Source organism: Ketobacter sp. (genome assembly GCF_003671495.1).
In the GTDB taxonomy this organism is placed as follows: Bacteria; Pseudomonadota; Gammaproteobacteria; order Pseudomonadales; family Ketobacteraceae; genus Ketobacter.
The window spans coordinates 133277-151078 of record NZ_RCHN01000009.1 but is presented as its reverse complement, the minus strand read 5'-3'; the positions used below and the strand labels follow the sequence as shown (position 1 = coordinate 151078).

The 17802-nt window shown below is 58.5% G+C and carries 17 protein-coding genes; 8 read left to right on the top strand and 9 right to left on the bottom strand.

The genetic code is table 11. From position 1 onward, the window contains the following. Positions 1 to 3: 3 nt before the first annotated feature. From D9N14_RS04170 to D9N14_RS04160, 3 genes are all read right to left on the bottom strand, one after another. Complete coding sequence (locus D9N14_RS04170; protein WP_290577223.1) at positions 4 to 1959, bottom strand: hypothetical protein; 1956 nt, start codon at positions 1957 to 1959, stop codon at positions 4 to 6. 109 nt (positions 1960 to 2068) lie between these two features. Next, on the bottom strand, positions 2069 to 3328 hold the full coding sequence (locus D9N14_RS04165; protein ID WP_290577221.1) for a hypothetical protein: 1260 nt from the start codon (positions 3326 to 3328) through the stop codon (positions 2069 to 2071). A 31-nt stretch (positions 3329 to 3359) separates the two neighbouring features. Beyond that, positions 3360 to 3671, bottom strand: a complete 312-nt coding sequence (locus D9N14_RS04160) for a hypothetical protein (protein ID WP_290577219.1) — start codon at positions 3669 to 3671, stop codon at positions 3360 to 3362. Between the two features lie 258 nt (positions 3672 to 3929). On the opposite strand from D9N14_RS04160, the gene D9N14_RS04155 reads away from it, so the two are divergent. Both D9N14_RS04155 and D9N14_RS04150 read left to right on the top strand, forming a co-directional pair. Continuing rightward, on the top strand, positions 3930 to 4649 hold the full coding sequence (locus D9N14_RS04155) for a glutathione S-transferase family protein (RefSeq protein WP_290577217.1): 720 nt from the start codon (positions 3930 to 3932) through the stop codon (positions 4647 to 4649). Positions 4650 to 4717: 68 nt separating this feature from the next. Then, the gene (locus tag D9N14_RS04150; protein WP_290577215.1) at positions 4718 to 5056 is read left to right on the top strand and encodes a hypothetical protein; all 339 of its coding nucleotides are present in this window, start codon (positions 4718 to 4720) and stop codon (positions 5054 to 5056) included. Between the two features lie 17 nt (positions 5057 to 5073). Here the strand turns inward: D9N14_RS04150 and D9N14_RS04145 are convergent, their stop codons facing one another. From D9N14_RS04145 to D9N14_RS04135, 3 genes are read right to left on the bottom strand one after another with little or no spacing between them, the layout of a single operon-like run. Beyond that, a complete protein-coding gene (locus D9N14_RS04145) occupies positions 5074 to 5631 on the bottom strand; it encodes a hypothetical protein (RefSeq protein ID WP_290577213.1) in 558 nt (185 codons plus the stop codon). Next, a complete protein-coding gene (locus tag D9N14_RS04140; protein ID WP_290577211.1) occupies positions 5628 to 7058 on the bottom strand; it encodes a MipA/OmpV family protein in 1431 nt (476 codons plus the stop codon). Before D9N14_RS04140 ends, D9N14_RS04145 begins: the two co-directional genes overlap by 4 nt. Before the next feature lie 49 nt (positions 7059 to 7107). Beyond that, positions 7108 to 7503, bottom strand: coding sequence for a hypothetical protein (locus D9N14_RS04135; protein WP_290577209.1), 396 nt, complete (start codon positions 7501 to 7503; stop codon positions 7108 to 7110). 18 nt (positions 7504 to 7521) lie between these two features. On the opposite strand from D9N14_RS04135, the gene D9N14_RS04130 reads away from it, so the two are divergent. From D9N14_RS04130 to D9N14_RS04110, 5 genes are all read left to right on the top strand, one after another. Then, positions 7522 to 8601: an MBL fold metallo-hydrolase gene (locus tag D9N14_RS04130; protein ID WP_290577207.1), complete on the top strand. Its 1080-nt coding sequence runs from the start codon at positions 7522 to 7524 to the stop codon at positions 8599 to 8601. A gap of 95 nt (positions 8602 to 8696) precedes the next feature. Beyond that, the gene (locus D9N14_RS04125; protein WP_290577205.1) at positions 8697 to 9209 is read left to right on the top strand and encodes a hypothetical protein; all 513 of its coding nucleotides are present in this window, start codon (positions 8697 to 8699) and stop codon (positions 9207 to 9209) included. Between the two features lie 96 nt (positions 9210 to 9305). After that, on the top strand, positions 9306 to 10859 hold the full coding sequence (locus tag D9N14_RS04120; protein ID WP_290577203.1) for an ABC1 kinase family protein: 1554 nt from the start codon (positions 9306 to 9308) through the stop codon (positions 10857 to 10859). Between the two features lie 91 nt (positions 10860 to 10950). Beyond that, complete coding sequence (locus D9N14_RS04115) at positions 10951 to 12150, top strand: multidrug effflux MFS transporter (protein WP_290577201.1); 1200 nt, start codon at positions 10951 to 10953, stop codon at positions 12148 to 12150. Continuing rightward, positions 12151 to 13038 (top strand): DMT family transporter, encoded by an 888-nt coding sequence (locus tag D9N14_RS04110; RefSeq protein WP_290577199.1) that lies wholly within the window; start codon positions 12151 to 12153, stop codon positions 13036 to 13038. Positions 13039 to 13071: 33 nt separating this feature from the next. Here D9N14_RS04110 and D9N14_RS04105 read toward each other — a convergent pair whose 3' ends face one another. From D9N14_RS04105 to D9N14_RS04095, 3 genes are all read right to left on the bottom strand, one after another. Then, the gene (locus D9N14_RS04105) at positions 13072 to 14508 is read right to left on the bottom strand and encodes an aldehyde dehydrogenase family protein (RefSeq protein WP_290577197.1); all 1437 of its coding nucleotides are present in this window, start codon (positions 14506 to 14508) and stop codon (positions 13072 to 13074) included. 197 nt (positions 14509 to 14705) lie between these two features. Further along, on the bottom strand, positions 14706 to 14978 hold the full coding sequence (locus D9N14_RS04100) for a GIY-YIG nuclease family protein (protein ID WP_290577196.1): 273 nt from the start codon (positions 14976 to 14978) through the stop codon (positions 14706 to 14708). Then, the gene (locus D9N14_RS04095; protein WP_290577195.1) at positions 14978 to 15649 is read right to left on the bottom strand and encodes a zinc metallopeptidase; all 672 of its coding nucleotides are present in this window, start codon (positions 15647 to 15649) and stop codon (positions 14978 to 14980) included. The genes D9N14_RS04100 and D9N14_RS04095 overlap by 1 nt, the downstream gene beginning before the upstream one ends. A 163-nt stretch (positions 15650 to 15812) precedes the next feature. Here D9N14_RS04095 and D9N14_RS04090 point away from each other — a divergent pair, with 163 nt between their 5' ends. Further along, positions 15813 to 17783, top strand: a complete 1971-nt coding sequence (locus tag D9N14_RS04090; RefSeq protein ID WP_290577194.1) for a diguanylate cyclase — start codon at positions 15813 to 15815, stop codon at positions 17781 to 17783. The last annotated feature ends 19 nt before the right edge of the window (positions 17784 to 17802 follow it).

Here is a 17802-nt window from a genome sequence, read left to right as displayed (position 1 = left end):
CCGCTAAGGCGCTGCGCCGTCGGCCTCCCCTTCTTCCGAGCAGTTCCAGCAAATGTCCACCAGATCCCGCTTGTCAGCATCCAATGGACCGGGGAAGAAACGGGTTTCACCGAACGCCAGTTTGCTCATGGCCTGGTATTGGCGGGTTTCCCAGTTATACCACTGCCAAGCCATGTCATCCGGGTCGACTTCGGCGTCAAAACGGATACGAATCCGGGTGGGGCGATCGTCCACTGCCGCCAACACCGTCACCGTCAGATCACCGGCCCGGTGGACATCACCCGGTCGATAGGGTTGGTTGGATTCCGTGAACAAGCCCTGCAGCATTTGCAGGTAGTACACTTCTGACAGCGCCGGTTGCTCCCCGTTGAGATCAGTCATTTTGGCATTGCCCGCCAACGCCAGCCCCACCGGCGCCCGCAATTCATATTCCCGCTGACTTTTCCGGGTCAGGTAAAACGAGCTCATGCCCGGCGCCAGGGCATTGATGGCTTGCGGAACCACCCCGTATTCATAGTGCCAGGTAAACGGCAGATAGAACTCCCGATTGGGAGCACGGCTGTTCACCACCACCAGGGAACGCTGACCGGACACCGGATGCAAGCGCTTGGCCACGCTCTCGTACTGCATGTCACTGCTGTAGGTCACCGGCAGCAGCATGGAGCTGGCGACAAAAGCGATGGTCACCGGCAACACCAGGTGAACCCCCAGCAAGCCCTTGGCAAACAGCCGCACGCCACGGCCACGCTGGCGGTCCATAAGTTGATGCAACCAGATGGACAGAATCCAGAAAAACCCGATAGCAATGAACACCCCGCTGCGGGAGCTGCCGGAAATCAGGGATGAGGCAGGAATCGAAGCCAACACCGATCCCAGGAACATAAACCGGGCCAGGGCATTGCTGCGCAACAACGGCAGGATCAGCCACACGCCAAGCATCACCAGGCAGGCGGACAACACCACCGCCACCAGGCTCCACTGGGGCGACAGGGAAGGCACATAGCCATCAATGCTGGTCATGATCCCCGCAAACAGGGCCGGGGGGGTGGTCAGCAGCGCCGCAAGAAACTCCATCGGTGAACGCATCGGGTCCACATACAGGCTGATCCCGCTGGTGCCGTAGCCTGCGGCGCTGTACACCACCCGCCACAGGATTACCACTACAGCGTAGGGCCACAATACAGCGGCCATTCTGCGCAGACCGGTCTTCTCCACCAGCCATAAATACGCGAACAGATAACCGGTGACGGCAATACCGCTCTCAGCGCTGAGCAAAGCCAGCACAAAGGCCATCAACGCCATGGCTGCCGACAGGGGCTGCCCCTGCTGGCGCCAGGCAATGAACCGCTCCAACACAAAACACCCCAGCGCACCGGTGATGAACACGTTACGGGCGGCAATCCAGCTGAAGTTGATGAAATGGCTGTAGTCCACCACCACAAACAGGGTGGCCAGCACCGCCACGGAGGCGCGGGGCGACAAACGCCAGAACAGGCGATAGGCGCTGAAACCAAACAACAGCAGATAGATCAGGCTGTGCAATAACTGGAACGGGTAGGAAGCCGGCGCTATCTGAAAATCCAGCCAGTGGGTCAATGCCGCCAGCGGACGCCAGGGATTCATCTTCGGCGCCTCGGCGCTCCACCAGGGCAGGTTGCCGTACTCCGTATAGGCCGCTAAGGTTCCGGCTTCGGGGGAATAAAAATGAAACGCGTCCGCCAACCCGCGGGCCAGGCTTTTGTCCGGATCAGCCAGGGGGAACCCCTTTTGAAAGAGTACCGCCTCCCCTTCTATGTTAGCCCGGATCAGATAGTCGTCGGTGGACAGACTGTTGAAGGGCATAGGCAGGTGTGTCAACGTCACAATCAGCAGTACGACAAACAGGCCCAGGCCGTAGGACAATTCCATGCGACGCAACAGACCCGTTACCTGAGCGGCGTAAGGCGCTTCGGTATTCAAAATTCAACCCCCTGAACTACACAACCATTTCACTGCGCCAGGCATTCCAAATGTCAAATATCCAGAACCAGCGGTCATCAGCAGAATGGGTATCAGTAAGACCAGTGCATCACCCGTTCACCACCGCCTGCAACTCGGTTTTAGTGGTTCGGGAACGCGTACCATACCCTGCAATCAGGGTTTGCAATTGTTGCACCAACTGATCCATGGACTCATCGGAAATCAGTGTGCGATTGGCCGAGACGACGATTTCGGTGCTGTTTTCGTTGCTCATGATCGCCACCATCAGCGGTGTGCCCAACGGTGACACCGGAATACCGAATACGGTTTTGGCCGTAAAATGCTCGGTGGAAAAACTCTGCAGACTGAGCGTGCCTCCGTAGGAGGTGGTGGCGCTGCAGCGGAACCGGGGCCGCCCCAACAAGCGTTTGATGGCCAGCTTCTCCAGCATGTGCAGCACCAGCAGCGGAAACGCAAAAGCCAGCTTGGAAGTCACCGAATTCACCGCAATGGGCAGCTCCTGACGATCGGCCATCGCACCCTTGATCTTCTTCACCAGCACTTTCTCGTCGTCCCCGACGTTAATATCGATGCGCAGCATGCCGAACAGGTTGGCCAGGGTATTTTCGCTGGGCACATAACGGCGCAGGCTCACCGGCATATGCAGGCGCACTGCCCCGCTGTCTTTACCCCGCGCCATGGCGGACAACGCCAACATCACCTTCAACAATATCTTTTTATCATTACCGGGCAATGTCAGTTGGCGCCAGATGCGCTCGCGGCGGACCCTCTCCGGGTCCACCTCCGCCAGGGGGTAGGGCGTAGGGGCCGCAGACACGCTGGGAGGAATCGCCGCCAGGTTTCCTGGGGGCATCTTCTCCAGGATCACCGGTGACCCGTAATAGACCGGCTCTGCACCATTGAGCACCTTGAAGAAGGCCTGGGCAAATTCCAGCATACCGATACCATCCGTGACCGCATGGTGGGCCCGGAACACGATATAGGTGCTGCGCCCCACCACCTGCACGATCTCCGCCACCGGGCCAACCATCAGATCCAGTGGTGTGTCGATAAAATCGAGGCCTTCCTGGCACTGACCATCCCAATCCAGGTTAACGGTTCGCACCCGGGGCAAGGGGCCGGAGGCGGACCAGTATTTGGCGAACCAGAAGCCTTTCAATCGGGAACGCATGATCGGGCAGTAGCGGGAGACTTCCGCTGCGGCATCCAGCATCCGGTGCTCGGGTATCCTTCCCACGCCCCGGACGATCAACTGACACAGCAGTTGGTTCTTGTGCTTTAAGCGATATCCGCTGGCCGCGTAAGTAAGGTCAGCCAGAGATAGTCGGCGGGTATATGAGGTTTTCATCCACTTCTCAACATCCATGCGTACGGCAAACTCAACCAGAGCCTGACGCCCGCTCATACCAAACAATGAAAATACTGATCGTTGCCAACAGCAGCACCAATGCCAGTCCGTGCACCAGTAGCGCTATATAGTCGTTGAGCATGTCCCAGAGATTGCTGTACAACGCCCAGGCCTGCAGCCACTGCAGTGACTCAAGTAGCTGGTTAGAGAGGAAAGTGGAAAGTTGCGGCAGCCAGACCCCAAAAGCGGCCGCCACCAAACCGATCATGGCAACGAACAGGCCACGCTGGGCAATGCCGTCACGGTGGCGCGTCGCGACACCCGCCCCAGCGGCCAGACTCACACTGACTGCAGTGCCAACCCTTAACGTAGCCAGACTTCCCCCTCGCCCGCAAACGGACTACAACCCAATTGCTCCGGCTTCGAGCACACCCCAAAACCGAGGCGCAATCATGCTGAGACATTTTATTTTTTTTGTATCACAACTTCAACATGAAATTTGCCGCTGCCTGCGACGCAGCCATGGCCGTTGTGATCGCCCGGGATCACGGGTACCATGGCAATTTAGACAACCATGATTGACCTTGATCGGAGCCTGTCCATGATTCAACTGCATACCGTACCCACCCCCAACGGGCACAAGATCTCCATCATGCTGGAGGAAACCGGACTGCCCTATGAGGTGATCGAGTACGACATCACCAAGGGGGATCAATTTAAGCCCGAGTACCTGGCCATCAACCCCAACAACAAGCTTCCGGCCATCGTGGATACAGACCCCATCGGCCAGGGAGAACCCATCAGCGTATTCGAAACCGGCGCCATCCTGATCTATCTGGCGGAGAAAACCGGCCGCTTGCTCCCCGCTGATCCACAGCAACGCTACGCCGTGCTGAAATGGCTGATGTTCCAGGTATCCGCCGTGGGCCCCTTGCAAGGCCAGGCCCATCACTTCATCCGTTATGCCCGCGAAGACCAACCCTATGCCAAAACCCGTTACATGAATGAAACCCTGCGCCAGTGCCGGGTGCTGGAAGGTCAACTGCAGCAGCACGCTTACCTGGCTGGCTCCGACTATTCCATTGCCGATATCGCCACCTGGCCTTGGGTACGGGCCCTGCGCCTGATCGGTGTGCACATGAAACAGGATTTTCCCCACCTTTATCGCTGGTACAAAACCCTGGACCAGCGGGAGGCGGTGCAACGGGGCAAGGATGTGATCAACGGTTTCATTTACTCGTTGCCCCCCAACACGTTTTTTGCCCTGGATGACAAGACCTGGTCGTACTCCTTCGGCGAGGAGCAATACCGCCCCCGTTGATTGCACCTGGATTTTTGCGGCGGATCTGTGCTAATTCTGTCGCAACGACGTCAGCGATGTAGTGTGCAATGAATATCTGGGCCATGGACAAAGACATCAGCATCAAGCACGTGCTGTTGCTGCTGCACAGCCACCTGGGGGCGGATACGTTTTTGGTGGATCAGAACGTCCACGCCAATGCCAAGGGAATCTATCTGGAGCACCCCAGTGAGCCCGGCGTGCGCGCCTATCTGTTCACCACAGGCCAGGAGCCGGAGCGCTACGGATTGCACCTGGAATATCCGGACGCCGCCCTGAACAACAACCTGATTGACGCCTATGAGAACCTAAAGCTAATTTCGCTGCTGAATATCCTGGCGGTGCACTTCGATGTAAGCGAACTGAAGAACCTGGACCTGTTGGGATGAACCTAACGCACACAGCGTCATAGCGGGAACACATGATAGCTGTGCAAGCCAACACTGCCTTCCAGCATCAATCCACCATCGATCACCGTGAACAGCGCCACCCCCTGGTTGTAGGAAGGGGTCAGCGCCGCTCCCCAGACCAGGGCGGTGGCATTGACCTGACCCGCAAACTGAAAGGGTTCATTTTTGAAGAACGCCACCGCTTCGGCATCCTTGAGGAACAGAATCTGCTGGTAGAACTGAAAGCCCAGGTCGGCGCCCGCCAGGAACTGCCAATGCCAGACCGTGGCACTGACTCTGCCCTCCTCCAGTAACCACCCCTTGCCAACGGCCCCACCAAACCCCGTACCGGCGCGAAAATTACGGGGAATGATCACCACGGCCTTGGCCTCGTCAAAATAGACCTGCAGCTCCGGCAGCGCACGAAACGCCTGCAACGCCCGCTCAATTTCGGGATCAATATGGGCGCCAGTGCCGTCGCCGGGCTCCGTTTGTTGCACCGGCGCAGAGGCACAAGCACCCAGTGTGAGGCACAGCAGAAACACCAGGGCGGGAAAACCAGGGCCATATCTCATCGAACACACTCCATATGGGCGGCCACCACATCTGAACCACCGGATACATTACCCAGGATATCCGAGGTCGCAAAAATGCCGGACCGGTGAATCAACGTCATGCCCACATAACAATTCCGTACGCTTTCCGCCCGGGTCATATTGCGCAACGGGAAATCCACCTGCGCTTCCAGATAGTTCAGAAAATGGGACGTGTTCTGATCCTTTTTATCCTGCTTGATCTGCTCCACCATGGGAATTCTCTGGGCGTAGTCAAAGCCAAAACCAAAACCATAGCGAAACAACTCCCGATCACTCCAGGGCGAGTAACCGGTGCCCATGGCCATGACATACACACTGAAATCCCAGAAATTATCCTGCAGATCGTTTTCCAGTCGCCGATTGATGGAAAACTTGCCCCAAAAATCGAGGATGGCACCATCATAAACTTTCTTACCGAGGGTTACTCCGGCCAAGTAGGTGTGCACATCAACACTGCGCTGCAAATCGCCACGATGGGATTTATGGAAGGTGCCCTGGGCCTGATAACCGGCTTGCACCCGCCAGGACCAGTCCGTGATCACCTGACCATGGTCCTGCCCGGAACGGGGCTCGAACACATTGCCGAAATTATAATGAAAGCCCACAAACGCAGCGTAGATCTGGTCTTCATCCACCAGCGGACTGTCGGTGATCTCGGAGGGTAATGCTTCCCAGCTGAAATTGGCAAACAGATACCAGTGATCCAGCAAGTGATACGTGGTATTCAACCCCAGCCGGGCAAAGGCCGCTGCATCCGCTTCATACTCCGGCAAGTCCGGCCTGGCTTCATCACTTTCAACTCCATAGTAGTAGTCCACCAGCTCCTGGCTCTGATAAATCAAACTCAGATAGGGAGAAAATTCAAAGCGGGAATAGTCCCAACGGTAACGATAGGTGAGATCTGCAACATTGCCGTTGTGACGGGATTGCAGATCGCTCAACAGGCTGAAATACAGCGATTGCCGATCCAGGTTGAATTCCAGGGCCAGCCCGCCTTCGACCGTTTGCGAGCGCTTGGAGACGGTACGGTAAAAATCGTTTACTTCCGGCTCCAGGCGATCAAACCGGTACTGCGCCACCAGATCCCCGGTCACCCAGCCATCCCAAAGGTGAACGCCGGCGCGGGTACCGTGAAAAAACAGGTACTCTCCCTCATACAGGTAAAGCGGCATCATATCCCGGACATTATCGTTCTCCATGCTCGACACCGTATCCACATAGCGATAGGGGCTGCTGCCATTGCGAATGCCCGCGCCCAACCCCACAGAACCGGGGGCGGAATCCGCAAACGGTATTTGCGTGACCTGATTGTCAGCACGCGCGTAAGACACTGCCAGGCAGGCTACCAACCCCATCAGTTGCAGCAATAAAATGTTGCCAGCGTTCGTTGCCCTGATCCGCCGCATCTAACCCACTCCCCGTTGTATTACGCCAGCCATGTTCCTCAAGTGAGGTTTAACGGTCAAACCCGATGAAACGCTGCAAAATGGACTGCAATTCCGCCTCGCTCATATCTATGTACTCCACCACCCGGCCGTACAACATCACCGTGGGCACATTGCGCCCACCCAGTTCTTTCTGGGCCTCATGCAGACAGTACAGTACCACTCGCTCACGGCGCGTCAAACCGTCACGCACGTCCGGCAGGTAATCTCTGGGGTCTGGCTGTTCGGTTTCCGGCAGATCACTCATGGCGGTTTCATTCCTGATTACGTTGCGGGCCGCTACCGTGGTTTGATAACACAGTGACCGTTGCAGAACAACCGTGAGCGCATTCCGGTACAGGGGGTAATAGCGGATGACGGCCAGCACCGTTTTACCTAGAATCACCTCTTTGTGGGCAACGCTCATTGGCGAAAAGGGGGAACCATGGAATCAGCCACATTGTTGGTGAACACCGGCATTACTGCCACGCGACACGGCGCCGCACTGCGTTTTCAGGAAGGACTGTATCAGGTCAGCAAACAGGGTTATGCCTGGATGGTGCCCAACGGTTCCTGGGGAGAAACCAACATCGGCCTGATCGATTGCAACGGCAAAAGCGTCTTGATCGACACCGGCTGGGACCTGAATTTCACCCGCCATATGCTGTCGGCCATGCAGCCGGTACTGGCCCGCTCCCCCATTGAAACCGTCATCAACACCCATGCGGATGGCGACCACTGCTGGGGCAACCAATTGTTCAAAGGGCGCGACATCGTGGCCACCCGCGCCTGCCAGGAACAGATGCACCACACCAAGCCGGCGGCCCTGAACGCGCTGCAACACAGCTGCAAGGCACTGCGGTATGTGCCCTTCGGCGGTATGAAGTGTTTTTCCCACTACATGGATGACATGCTGGCGCCCTATCACTTCCAGGACGTACAGATCACCGACCCCACCATCACCTTCCAGCAGGAACACAACCTGTGCCTCAACGGCAAGGACATTATCTTGTACGAAGTGGGGCCAGGGCACACCGACGGGGACGCCATTGTCCATGTGCCGGATGACAAACTGGTCTACGCCGGGGACATCGCCTTCATCGGCATCACGCCGGTGATGTGGAGTGGGCCGCTGGAGAATCTGGTGGCCGGCCTGCACAAGCTGCTGTCCCTCAAGGCCGACATCATGGTGCCCGGCCACGGGCCATTGGCCAGCCGCCAGGATATACAGAACATCATTGATTACTGGGATTTTGTCCACGAAGGGATTCACGCGCTGTATCAGCAGGATATGCTGCCCCACGAGGCAGCGAGCCACGTCATGCACAGCAAGGCGTTCCTGCAGTCACCCTATGCCCGCTGGGATTGTGCCGAACGCATGGTGACCAATGCCTTTACCCTGTACCGGCATTGGGGGGCCCGGCTCAGGAACCTCCCAGAGCCCATGGGCACCCTCGACATCCTGCGCAAACAGGCCCGGGTGGCCCAGTCGGTGGCGCCGCTGCTGGGAATCCCCCCTGCATGATGCCGGGTTTTGCCAAGCCCGCGCAGGATTGACCTTTCTGCAATCCTGTTATATTTTGTATTACATTAATTCCAGAGCGTGCCGGAGCCGTCACTGTGTCAGACCAGAACACCCCCGAATCACCTGAGCGCAAGCCCCGTAAACCGGGCACCCGCCGTCGCGGCCGCAAGCCGGCTGCCGCTGAGGAGCGCAAGGATCGGGTGATCCAGGCCCGGGTTCCGGAGGATCTGGAGGCTACCCTGAAACAGGCGGCGGAAAAGCGGCGCATGTCCGTATCCCACCTGATCCGCAATGTGCTGGAGGATACCTTCACCCTGGTGGACAACATCGTGGCGGATTCCAGCGCCCTGGTGGAACAGGTGAGCCGGGACGCCAAGCGGGTGGCCGCCAGCGTGCGCGGTGAGGGGGAGTTGTGCAAACCCAGCGCCCAGGCCCTTTTGGATGCCGTGGAGGCCTGGCAGGATGTGATTGTGAACAAGCCCGGCCACTGCGTTGAATGCAACAAACCGCTGCAGCGTGGGCAACGGGCCTACCGCGGTTTAAGCCCGCTGCAGAAGCCGGACACCCCGGCGGTGTGGCTGTGCAGTGACTGCCTGGAGCAGCTTTAACCGATCAGGAATCCCAAACAGTGCCGGCCCGTCGCCGGCTTTTTTTGACGCATAAATGTAATACAAAAAAAGACAATGACCACCGAGGACCCAAACATGGACACCACGCCCAACGCTACTAACCCTCGTTCTTGCGACCCTCGTAATGACGGGCTCAAAGCCTGGCTCAATGTGATGAACGCATCCCTCTCCGCCCTGGAACAAACGCTCTGGCAGGGGCGGGAGCTGGCAGAACAGGCTATTCGCACCCTGCAGAAAGTGGGCGACGGCGTGGACCAGGCCCGGGACGAATACGAGACCCTGGTCCGGGAAGCCGCGCAATGGCCGGCCCGGGTGAAACGCATGAAAGACACCGGCTGGATGCTCACCCGCATCACCACGAGCTATCGCCTGTGGGGCATTAAATCCGCGTTCATTTCCCGCCGCAAAGCTCCGGACGCCCTGGCCGAGCTGCACCGCAAGAATGCCCGCCTGTTCCGTGATGTGTCCCTGCGTCAGGGAGGCGCCTTCCTCAAGGTGGGGCAACTGCTGTCCGCCCGCGCCGACATTCTGCCCAAACCCTGGGTGGAGGAACTGCGGGTGCTGCAGGACCAGGCCTCCCCGGTGCCGTTTGAGGAGGTGCGGGAAGTGATTGAAACGGAACTGGGCAACACCCTGGACGCCCTGTTCGCGGAATTCGACCCCGAGCCCATCGCCGCTGCCAGCATTGGCCAGGTACACCAGGCCTATCTGCCCAACGGCCAGAAGGTGGCAGTGAAAATCCAGCGGCCCGGGTTGGCCCACATCATCGACCTGGACATGACCCTGCTGAAACTGTTCACCAACAGCATTGCGTCCATGCTGCCCCCCACCGACCTGGACACCATCACCAACGAAATCGAGCGCACCATCCGCGAGGAACTGGACTATCGCTGTGAAGCCCGGGCCATGGTGGAGGTGGGCGACTTCCTGCGGGATGTGCCCAAGGTCACGGTACCGCGCCCGATTCCCGGCTTTACCCGTGAACGGGTGCTGGTGAGCACGTTCATCGACGGCAAGCCGTTAATGGGCGAGCTGGACAAGCGCCAAGCGGAAGGGGATGAGGCGGGCCTGGCCGACCTGTTGGGTCGGCTGCTGGACCTGTACCTGCGCCAGGTGCTGCAGGCCGGGGTATTCCAGGCCGATCCCCACCCCGGCAACCTGCTGGTCACCGCCGACGACACCCTGGTGTTGCTGGATTTCGGTTGCACCATGACCCTGTCGGAGCCGTTCCGGGAAGGCTACTTCAATGTATTGGGGGCCGCCCTGATGGGGGAACGGGACACCATGGCCAAAGAGCTGCTGGCCATGGGCTTTGCCACCCGCAGCGGCAAACCGGATACCCTGCTCGCCTTTGCCGATGCCCTATTGTCGCAAATTCAACGGGCCGCGTTCGAAATGAGCCAGGACAATCCCGGCTGGCCCAGCCAGGGTGACATGCTGGCCCAGGCCAAAAAACTGCTGGCGCAGGCGGATGCCGACCCGGTGGACAAGCTGCCGGCGGAGTTCATCATGCTGGCCCGGGTGTTCACCACCCTGGGCGGGTTGTTCATGCATTACCAGCCCAAGATCGACGTCAACACGTATTTGTTTCCCCATTTGGTGGGGCCGGCCTTGAGCCAGGCCATATAAACCCTGTGCAGTAAGCTGGCTGTATTAACCCTGTTTTAACCCCGGGTCCTGTGTAATGATGCCAACCCCATCATTACGCAGAACCCGGATTATGAAAAACACCGCCGCGGCGGAATTCATCGCCCTGGCCGCCATGCTGATTTCCCTGGTGGCGCTCTCTATTGATTCCATGCTGCCTGCCCTCCCCGCCATTGCCGCTGAATTCAACCTGGTGGACCCCAACGACCAGCAATACATCATCACCGGCCTGTTTCTGGGGCTGGGTGTTGGCCAGCTGATTTACGGTCCATTATCCGATGCCTATGGCCGCAAAGGCCCCATCTATGTCGGGATCGGAATTTTTGTGCTGGGCAGTGTGCTCTGTTTGCTGACACCGACGTACGAGTTGTTATTGGTGGGGCGTTTCCTGCAAGGGCTGGGGGCGTCCAGCGCCCGCATTGTCACCCTGGCCATTGTGCGGGATCGCTTCGAAGGGGCCGCCATGGCCCGGGTCATGTCCTTCGTGATGGCGGTGTTTATCTTTATTCCGGCACTGGCGCCGCTGCTGGGGCAAAGCATTCTGTTCTTCGGTGATTGGCACCTGATATTTGCCTTTATTCTGCTGTACGGGCTGGTGGCAGTGCTCTGGCTCGGATTGCGCCTGGAGGAGTCCCTGCCGGTGGCACGGCGCCACCGATTGAGCCTCAAATCCTTGTGGCAAGGCACCCGTTTTATTTTTCAGCAACCCGTGAGCGTCATCGCCATCCTGATTTCCGGCCTGCTGTTCGGCGGCTTTGTGGCCTATCTCAGCAATGCTCAGCAAATTCTGGGAGAGTTGTATCAAACCGGCGATGCCTTCGCCCTGTATTTTGCCCTGCTGGCGCTGGGGATTGGGGCCGCCTCCATCGCGAATGCCCGCATCCTGTCACGCCTGGGTATTCTTCAGGTGTGTGTGCTGGCCCTGTCATTGCAGTGCGGGATGTCTCTGGTGATGCTGGTGGTCAGTGTCTGGCTGTATGACCAGGTCCCACCGCTGTGGCTGTTCATGCTGTACTGCTTTCCATTGTTCTTCTGCCTGGGCCTGCAGTTCGGCAACATCAATGCCCTGGCCATGCAGCCCCTGGGCAACATCGCGGGCCTGGGGGCGTCGGTGTCCGGGGCGGTTTCCACCATGATCGCCGTGCCCCTGGGGGCGCTGGTGGGCCAGCACTATAACGGCACCCCGGTGCCCCTGATCGCCAGCTTTCTGGTGTTCGGCGGTGTTGGCCTGATGGCGCTGGCGTGGTTGAGCAAGCGCGTGGAGCACATCTGAATGCAGGGCTATGTGTTTGCGACGGTGGCGGTGCTGATCTGGAGCGGTTTTATTCTGGTGTCCCGCTTCGGCGGCATCGGCCCTTTGCTGCCCGCTGATGTGATTGCCATCCGCTACGCCACCTGTTCCCTGTTGCTGCTGCCGGTATGGCTGTTCGTGTATCGCTTTAATCTGCTGAATCCCCGGTTGATTGTTGCCGCTTTGATCGGGGGCCTGGGGTATGCTCTGTGCGCGTTCCAGGGCTTTCAATCGGCGCCCGCCTCCCACGCTGCCATTCTGCTGCCCGGTTTGTTGCCCCTGTTTATCGCCATGCTCAGTTACGCTTCCAGTGCCGAGGCCTTCACCCCGGTGAAGTGGATTGGGGTGGCATCCATCAGCGCTGGTATCTTCTGCCTGTTCTGGTTTGAGATTCTGCATGAGGACGGCGTTCAGGGCGGACAGGGATGGTTTGTGGGCGCTGCGTTCTGCTGGGCTGTATTCTCGGTGCTGATCAAGCGCTGGCAGATTTCCCCCTGGCAGGCCACGGTGAGCCTGGCGGTGGTGACCGCGCTGGCCTATCTGCCGGTCTACGTTTTCCTGCTGGAGAAGAACATCAGCCTGGAGCACTGGCGCCACGTAGCCCTGCAAAGCGTGTATCAGGGCTTTCTGGCCACCATTGTGCAGATGCTCTGCTATGTGCAGGCGGTGCGCCGCATCGGCCCGGCCAGCATGGGGTCCATGATGGCACTGGTGCCGTTGATTGCGGGGTTTTCTGCGGTCTTTCTGTATGACGAACCTTTGGGGGTTCCGCTGATTGTCTGCCTGGTGCTGGTGAGCCTGGGGGTTTGGGTGGCCAATCTGAAACGCGCCAGCAGGCTGGAAACTACTGCGTTACAATCGCGACGGTAGCAGCAGTCCCAGCCCAGGGTGATGGATGTTGCGTTATGCGCTTGCAGCCGAGCCGGCGCCAAATACGGTTTTCACTTCCAGATACTCTTCAAAACCTTCCCGGCCCCACTCCCGGCCATTACCACTTTGCTTGAAGCCTCCGAAGGGACAGGAGAAATCAATTTCGGCACCGTTGATATGAACATTACCGGTGCGCAAGCGACTGGCCACCTTAAGCGCCCGTTCCTGACTGCCGGACACATACCCTGACAATCCGTAAGGTGTGTCATTGGCGATGGCAATGGCGTCCTCTTCATCCTCGTACGGGAGAATGGATAACACGGGGCCGAAAATTTCTTCGCGGGCGATGGTCATCTGATTATTAACGTTGCTGAAGATGGTGGGGCGTACAAAGTAGCCGGTGCTGAGTCCTTCCGGTTTGCCGGGGCCACCCACCACCAGCTCAGCACCTTCTGCAATGCCTTTTTGCAGCAGGGCCTGAATCTTCTGATACTGCACTTCACTGGCCACGGGTCCGATGACGGTTCCCTCCGCTTCCGGCATTCCCGGCACAATGGTGGCTGCCGCCGCTTTGGCAATGGCGGTGGCCTCTTCCAATCGCGCGGCCGGCACCAGCATGCGGGTCGGCGCATTACAGGATTGACCACTGTTCATGAAGCAGCCTTTCACACCGCCGGCCACGGCGGATTCAAAGTCCGCATCATCCAGAATGATGTTGGCCGACTTGCCACCCAGCTCCTGCGCCACCCGTTTTACGGTATCGGCAGCGGTTTTGGCAATCGCCACCCCCGCCCGGGTACTGCCGGTAAAGGACACCATATCCACATCCGGGTGCGAGGTCAGCGCAGTGCCCACGCCGGCACCGTCGCCATTGACCAGATTGAACACGCCCGGCGGCAATCCGGCTTCATCCACAATTTCAGCGAAGATCATGGCATCGATGGGGGCCACTTCACTGGGCTTCAACACCATGGTGCAGCCGGTGGCCAGGGCCGGGGCCACTTTGCAGGCAATCTGGTTAATGGGCCAGTTCCAGGGCGTGATCAGGGCACACACCCCGATGGGCTCTTTGTGCAGGCGGTGGTTGCCGCGCACTTCGTCGAACTCATAGGTTTTCAGCACTTCCAGGGCCTGCATAAAATGCCCCAGTGCCGCCGGTGCCTGGGCCGCATTCGCCAACCACATGGGGGCGCCCATCTCCTGGGAGATCGCGGTGGCCAGATCCCCCATGCGCTTCTGGTAACCGGCGATAATGGCTTCCAGATACGCCATGCGCTCTTCCCGCGTGGTGCGGGACCAGCTGGGGAACGCAGCCTTGGCCGCGGCGACTGCCTTGTCCACATCCGCTTTGCTGCCCAGGGAAATCACACCCATCGCCTGTTCGGTGGCCGGGTTGATCACTTCCAGACTGTTGACCGTCGCCGGCGCCACCCATTGACCATTGATATAGAAATTCATGTATTCATACATAGTGCAGTCCTCTTGTCCTCTCTCGTTCTTGTCCTTGGAGTCTCAGTTCCCGATAGCGGGTAGAGTTATTGTGGGTACGTCATTGTTATTGTGGTTATGCTGATGCTCATTTTCTGGCTGCATTGGAAGCCCCCATTATGCAAGCTTTGGAAGAGACGGTGAAACGGTTAAAGCCGACAATATTCCGGCAAAACAGGTCAGGGCTCCTGCGATGGCGCCTGCCAGGTCTCCAACAGCAACAGCTTTTGGGTGCGGGATAATTTCTTGATGGCGGCTTCCCGTCGGGCTGCCTCGGAGCGATTGGCCACCGTCTCGGAATACACCAGCTGCACGGGCCGGCGCACCCGGGTATAACGGGCGCCGGCGCGGCCTTCGCCATGCTCCCGGGCACGCCTTGCCAGATCGGTGGTGATGCCGGTGTAAAGCGTGTCGTCCGCACAGCGCAGGATATAAACGAACCATGCCCCCATCAGCGCAGCCACCGAATCCAGCGTAACGCCCCCAACAGACTGCCCAATGACGCGCTGACATAGGTGAAGGCACAGGCCTGGAGAATTTTACGGGCCGCCAGCATATCGGCCGCCGCCAAATACCGCCCCTCCTGCAGAATGGGGAGCGCCTTATTGAAACTGGCATCCCATTCCACCGGCAAGGTCACCAGGTGCACCAGCGTCGACAACAGCACCCCCACCAGAATGACCACCAGAGCCAGCCGCATCAAACCGGGATTCACCGTCGCCAACGGCAACAAGATTGTGGCGGCCTGGGCGCCGCGGGCAAACCATTGCGCCACCACTGCCAGGCGATACCGGGTACGCAAGCCACCGGAGCCCTGATGATCCTGGATCGCGTGCCCAACCTCGTGGGCCGCCACCACCACGCTGGTCAGCGACCTACCGTCAAACACCTCGGGGCTCAGACGCACCATCTTCTGTTGAGGATCATAATGGTCGCCCACTTCCGTTGGCTCCACACCCACGCCGTGAACGGAGAAACGCTCCAGCAGGTGCCGCGCGAATTCGCCACCGGTACCGGGAAAGTCCGAGCGGGGCTGGCTATGCTTCCGGAGGATGCGCCGGGTGGCATATTGGGGGTAGAACATCAAACCGCACAGGAGCACGGCGGCTAAAAGGTAAATCATGACGTTTCAACAGACACATAGGGTTGGAGCGAATCGCAACGAAGAATGGCAACATCGCTTAATTTAAATGATCGTTGTGGCAATAGGAACCTCTTGCCACGGGGTTAGCATATTACGATTTGCCCTTGGCTTGGCGGCACACCTTACCATGAGGAAGCAAACCATGCGCGATGAGCACCTGCCCATAAGCGGGGATCGCTATTTTCCCCGCAGCAGCTTGCTGGGCGGACTGGTTTTACTGTTGTTTCTGGTTGGGTTTTTCCTGCTGCAAAGTACGCCCAATGCTCCTCACCCTCAGGAACACCTGCGCCTGGATGCCACCATAACCCCACTGACTCTGGGGCATTACACGCAATACACCCCGGCCCTGCAGGATGAAACCCGGCCGGCTGATGTGATTGCCCGCTCCCCCCATTGGGAAGCCGCGGAATCCGATGCCATCAGCCTGGGCTACCAGGCTGCGCCCTACTGGTTCCATGTGGCCTGGACGACCGAAGTCGGCATCGACTCCCGCTGGCTTCTGGAAATCAATAACTCCCACCTGGATTCATTACAGGTGTTCTTGCTGGAAGATGGCCAACCGCACCAGCAATGGAGCACTGGGGACGGCAAGCCCTACCTGGAGCGTCCGCTGGATCACCCCATGTTTGTGTTTCCCCTGCATTTGCGGGGCGGCGCCCAGTACGACCTGTACCTGCTGATCGAAAATACCGAAGCCATGGAACTCCCGGCGCGCCTGTTCACCCCGGAGCAGTTCCTCACCTATAACACGTTGCGCTCCTGGATCGACGGCATCTTCAATGGCTTCCTGATGATCATGGCGGCCTACAGTATTGCTTTGTTCGCCATCCTCAAAGACAAAAGTTATCTGTATTACGTTTCATATATTCTCGCCATGCTGGCGTTCTTCCTGTATCAGCAGGGCATCCTCTACAAGCTGGTCTATCCCCAATCGCCCTCCATCCAGCACTTCCTGCCCATTCTGATTTCGCTTTATATTTTTCTGTCCATCGCCCTGTTTTTTCGTGAGCTGTTGCAGCTGCCACGGATGGTGCCCAAGCACTGGCTGATCTACAAACTACTGCTGGGCATGCACGCAGTATATTGTCTGTTGTTCTGGGTGACCGATTACCAAACGGCCATCTACCTGCTCATCATCAATACCATTCTGGCCACCTTGATGGCCGTGAGTTCCATTATCCGCCTGGCGATGGAAGGCTCGCGCTCCGCCCAGATCGTGCTGGTAGGCTGGACCCTGCTGCTGTTTTTTCTCATCACCTTCACCGCGGCCAAAACCGGCATCATCTACAACGAGTTTATGGCCGTCTATGGCCTGCGTATCGGCATCAGCTTTGAGATCCTGATCTTCTCCTTTGCCCTGTCATTCCGCATCAACCAGGAACGTGAGGCCAAAGAATTGGCACTGGAGCAGGCCAACCGGGAGCGCAATGAAAAACTGGTGGCCCAGGAGCTGGCCCTGCAGCGGGAAATTGAAGCCAACCAGGCCAAGGAGGACAAACTCAAAATCGAGATTCGTCACCGGGAAAACCTGGAATTACTGGTGGAAGAACGCACTGCGGACCTGGAACGCACACTGCAGGAACTGGAACGTTCCAACCGCGAGCTGGCCATGTTGAGCAGCAAGGACAGTCTCACCGGGCTGTACAATCGGCGCCTGTTCGACATCAAACTGGAAGAATACTGGAATCAGTCACAACGCAATCAACAGCCCTTGTCACTGTTACTGGTGGACATTGATCATTTCAAGCAGATCAACGATACCCGAGGCCATGTCTGCGGCGACCATGTACTGAAGGTGTTCGCCCGGGTGCTGGAAGACAGCCTGCATCGACCCACGGACCTGATCGCCCGCTACGGCGGCGAGGAGTTCGCCATCCTGCTGGCGGACACCCCGCTGAAGGGGGCCGAAAACGTGGCGGAAAAAATCGTCAGCCGAGTGGCCAGTGAGGAACTGGTGTGGGAGGAGCGCCCGTTCCATATCAGTGTCAGTGTCGGTGTGGCCACCCGCCCCAGGCAACAGGAATCCAGCCCCGGCACCCTGGTCAGCAAGGCCGATGCCGCGTTGTACCAGGCTAAACACCGCGGCCGCAATCGCTGGGTGAGCGACCAGTAGCGCCCCCTCTTGCAAGCGA

Coding starts and splice junctions, on each gene's coding strand:
- D9N14_RS04165 (WP_290577221.1), bottom strand. CDS start 3,328: ATGAAAACCTCATATACCCGCCGACTATCTCTGGCTGACCTTACTTAC.
- D9N14_RS04155 (WP_290577217.1), top strand. CDS start 3,930: ATGATTCAACTGCATACCGTACCCACCCCCAACGGGCACAAGATCTCC.
- D9N14_RS04150 (WP_290577215.1), top strand. CDS start 4,718: ATGAATATCTGGGCCATGGACAAAGACATCAGCATCAAGCACGTGCTG.
- D9N14_RS04145 (WP_290577213.1), bottom strand. CDS start 5,631: ATGAGATATGGCCCTGGTTTTCCCGCCCTGGTGTTTCTGCTGTGCCTC.
- D9N14_RS04140 (WP_290577211.1), bottom strand. CDS start 7,058: ATGCGGCGGATCAGGGCAACGAACGCTGGCAACATTTTATTGCTGCAA.
- D9N14_RS04135 (WP_290577209.1), bottom strand. CDS start 7,503: ATGAGCGTTGCCCACAAAGAGGTGATTCTAGGTAAAACGGTGCTGGCC.
- D9N14_RS04130 (WP_290577207.1), top strand. CDS start 7,522: ATGGAATCAGCCACATTGTTGGTGAACACCGGCATTACTGCCACGCGA.
- D9N14_RS04120 (WP_290577203.1), top strand. CDS start 9,306: ATGGACACCACGCCCAACGCTACTAACCCTCGTTCTTGCGACCCTCGT.
- D9N14_RS04115 (WP_290577201.1), top strand. CDS start 10,951: ATGAAAAACACCGCCGCGGCGGAATTCATCGCCCTGGCCGCCATGCTG.
- D9N14_RS04110 (WP_290577199.1), top strand. CDS start 12,151: ATGCAGGGCTATGTGTTTGCGACGGTGGCGGTGCTGATCTGGAGCGGT.
- D9N14_RS04105 (WP_290577197.1), bottom strand. CDS start 14,508: ATGTATGAATACATGAATTTCTATATCAATGGTCAATGGGTGGCGCCG.
- D9N14_RS04100 (WP_290577196.1), bottom strand. CDS start 14,978: ATGGGGGCATGGTTCGTTTATATCCTGCGCTGTGCGGACGACACGCTT.
- D9N14_RS04095 (WP_290577195.1), bottom strand. CDS start 15,649: ATGATTTACCTTTTAGCCGCCGTGCTCCTGTGCGGTTTGATGTTCTAC.
- D9N14_RS04090 (WP_290577194.1), top strand. CDS start 15,813: ATGCGCGATGAGCACCTGCCCATAAGCGGGGATCGCTATTTTCCCCGC.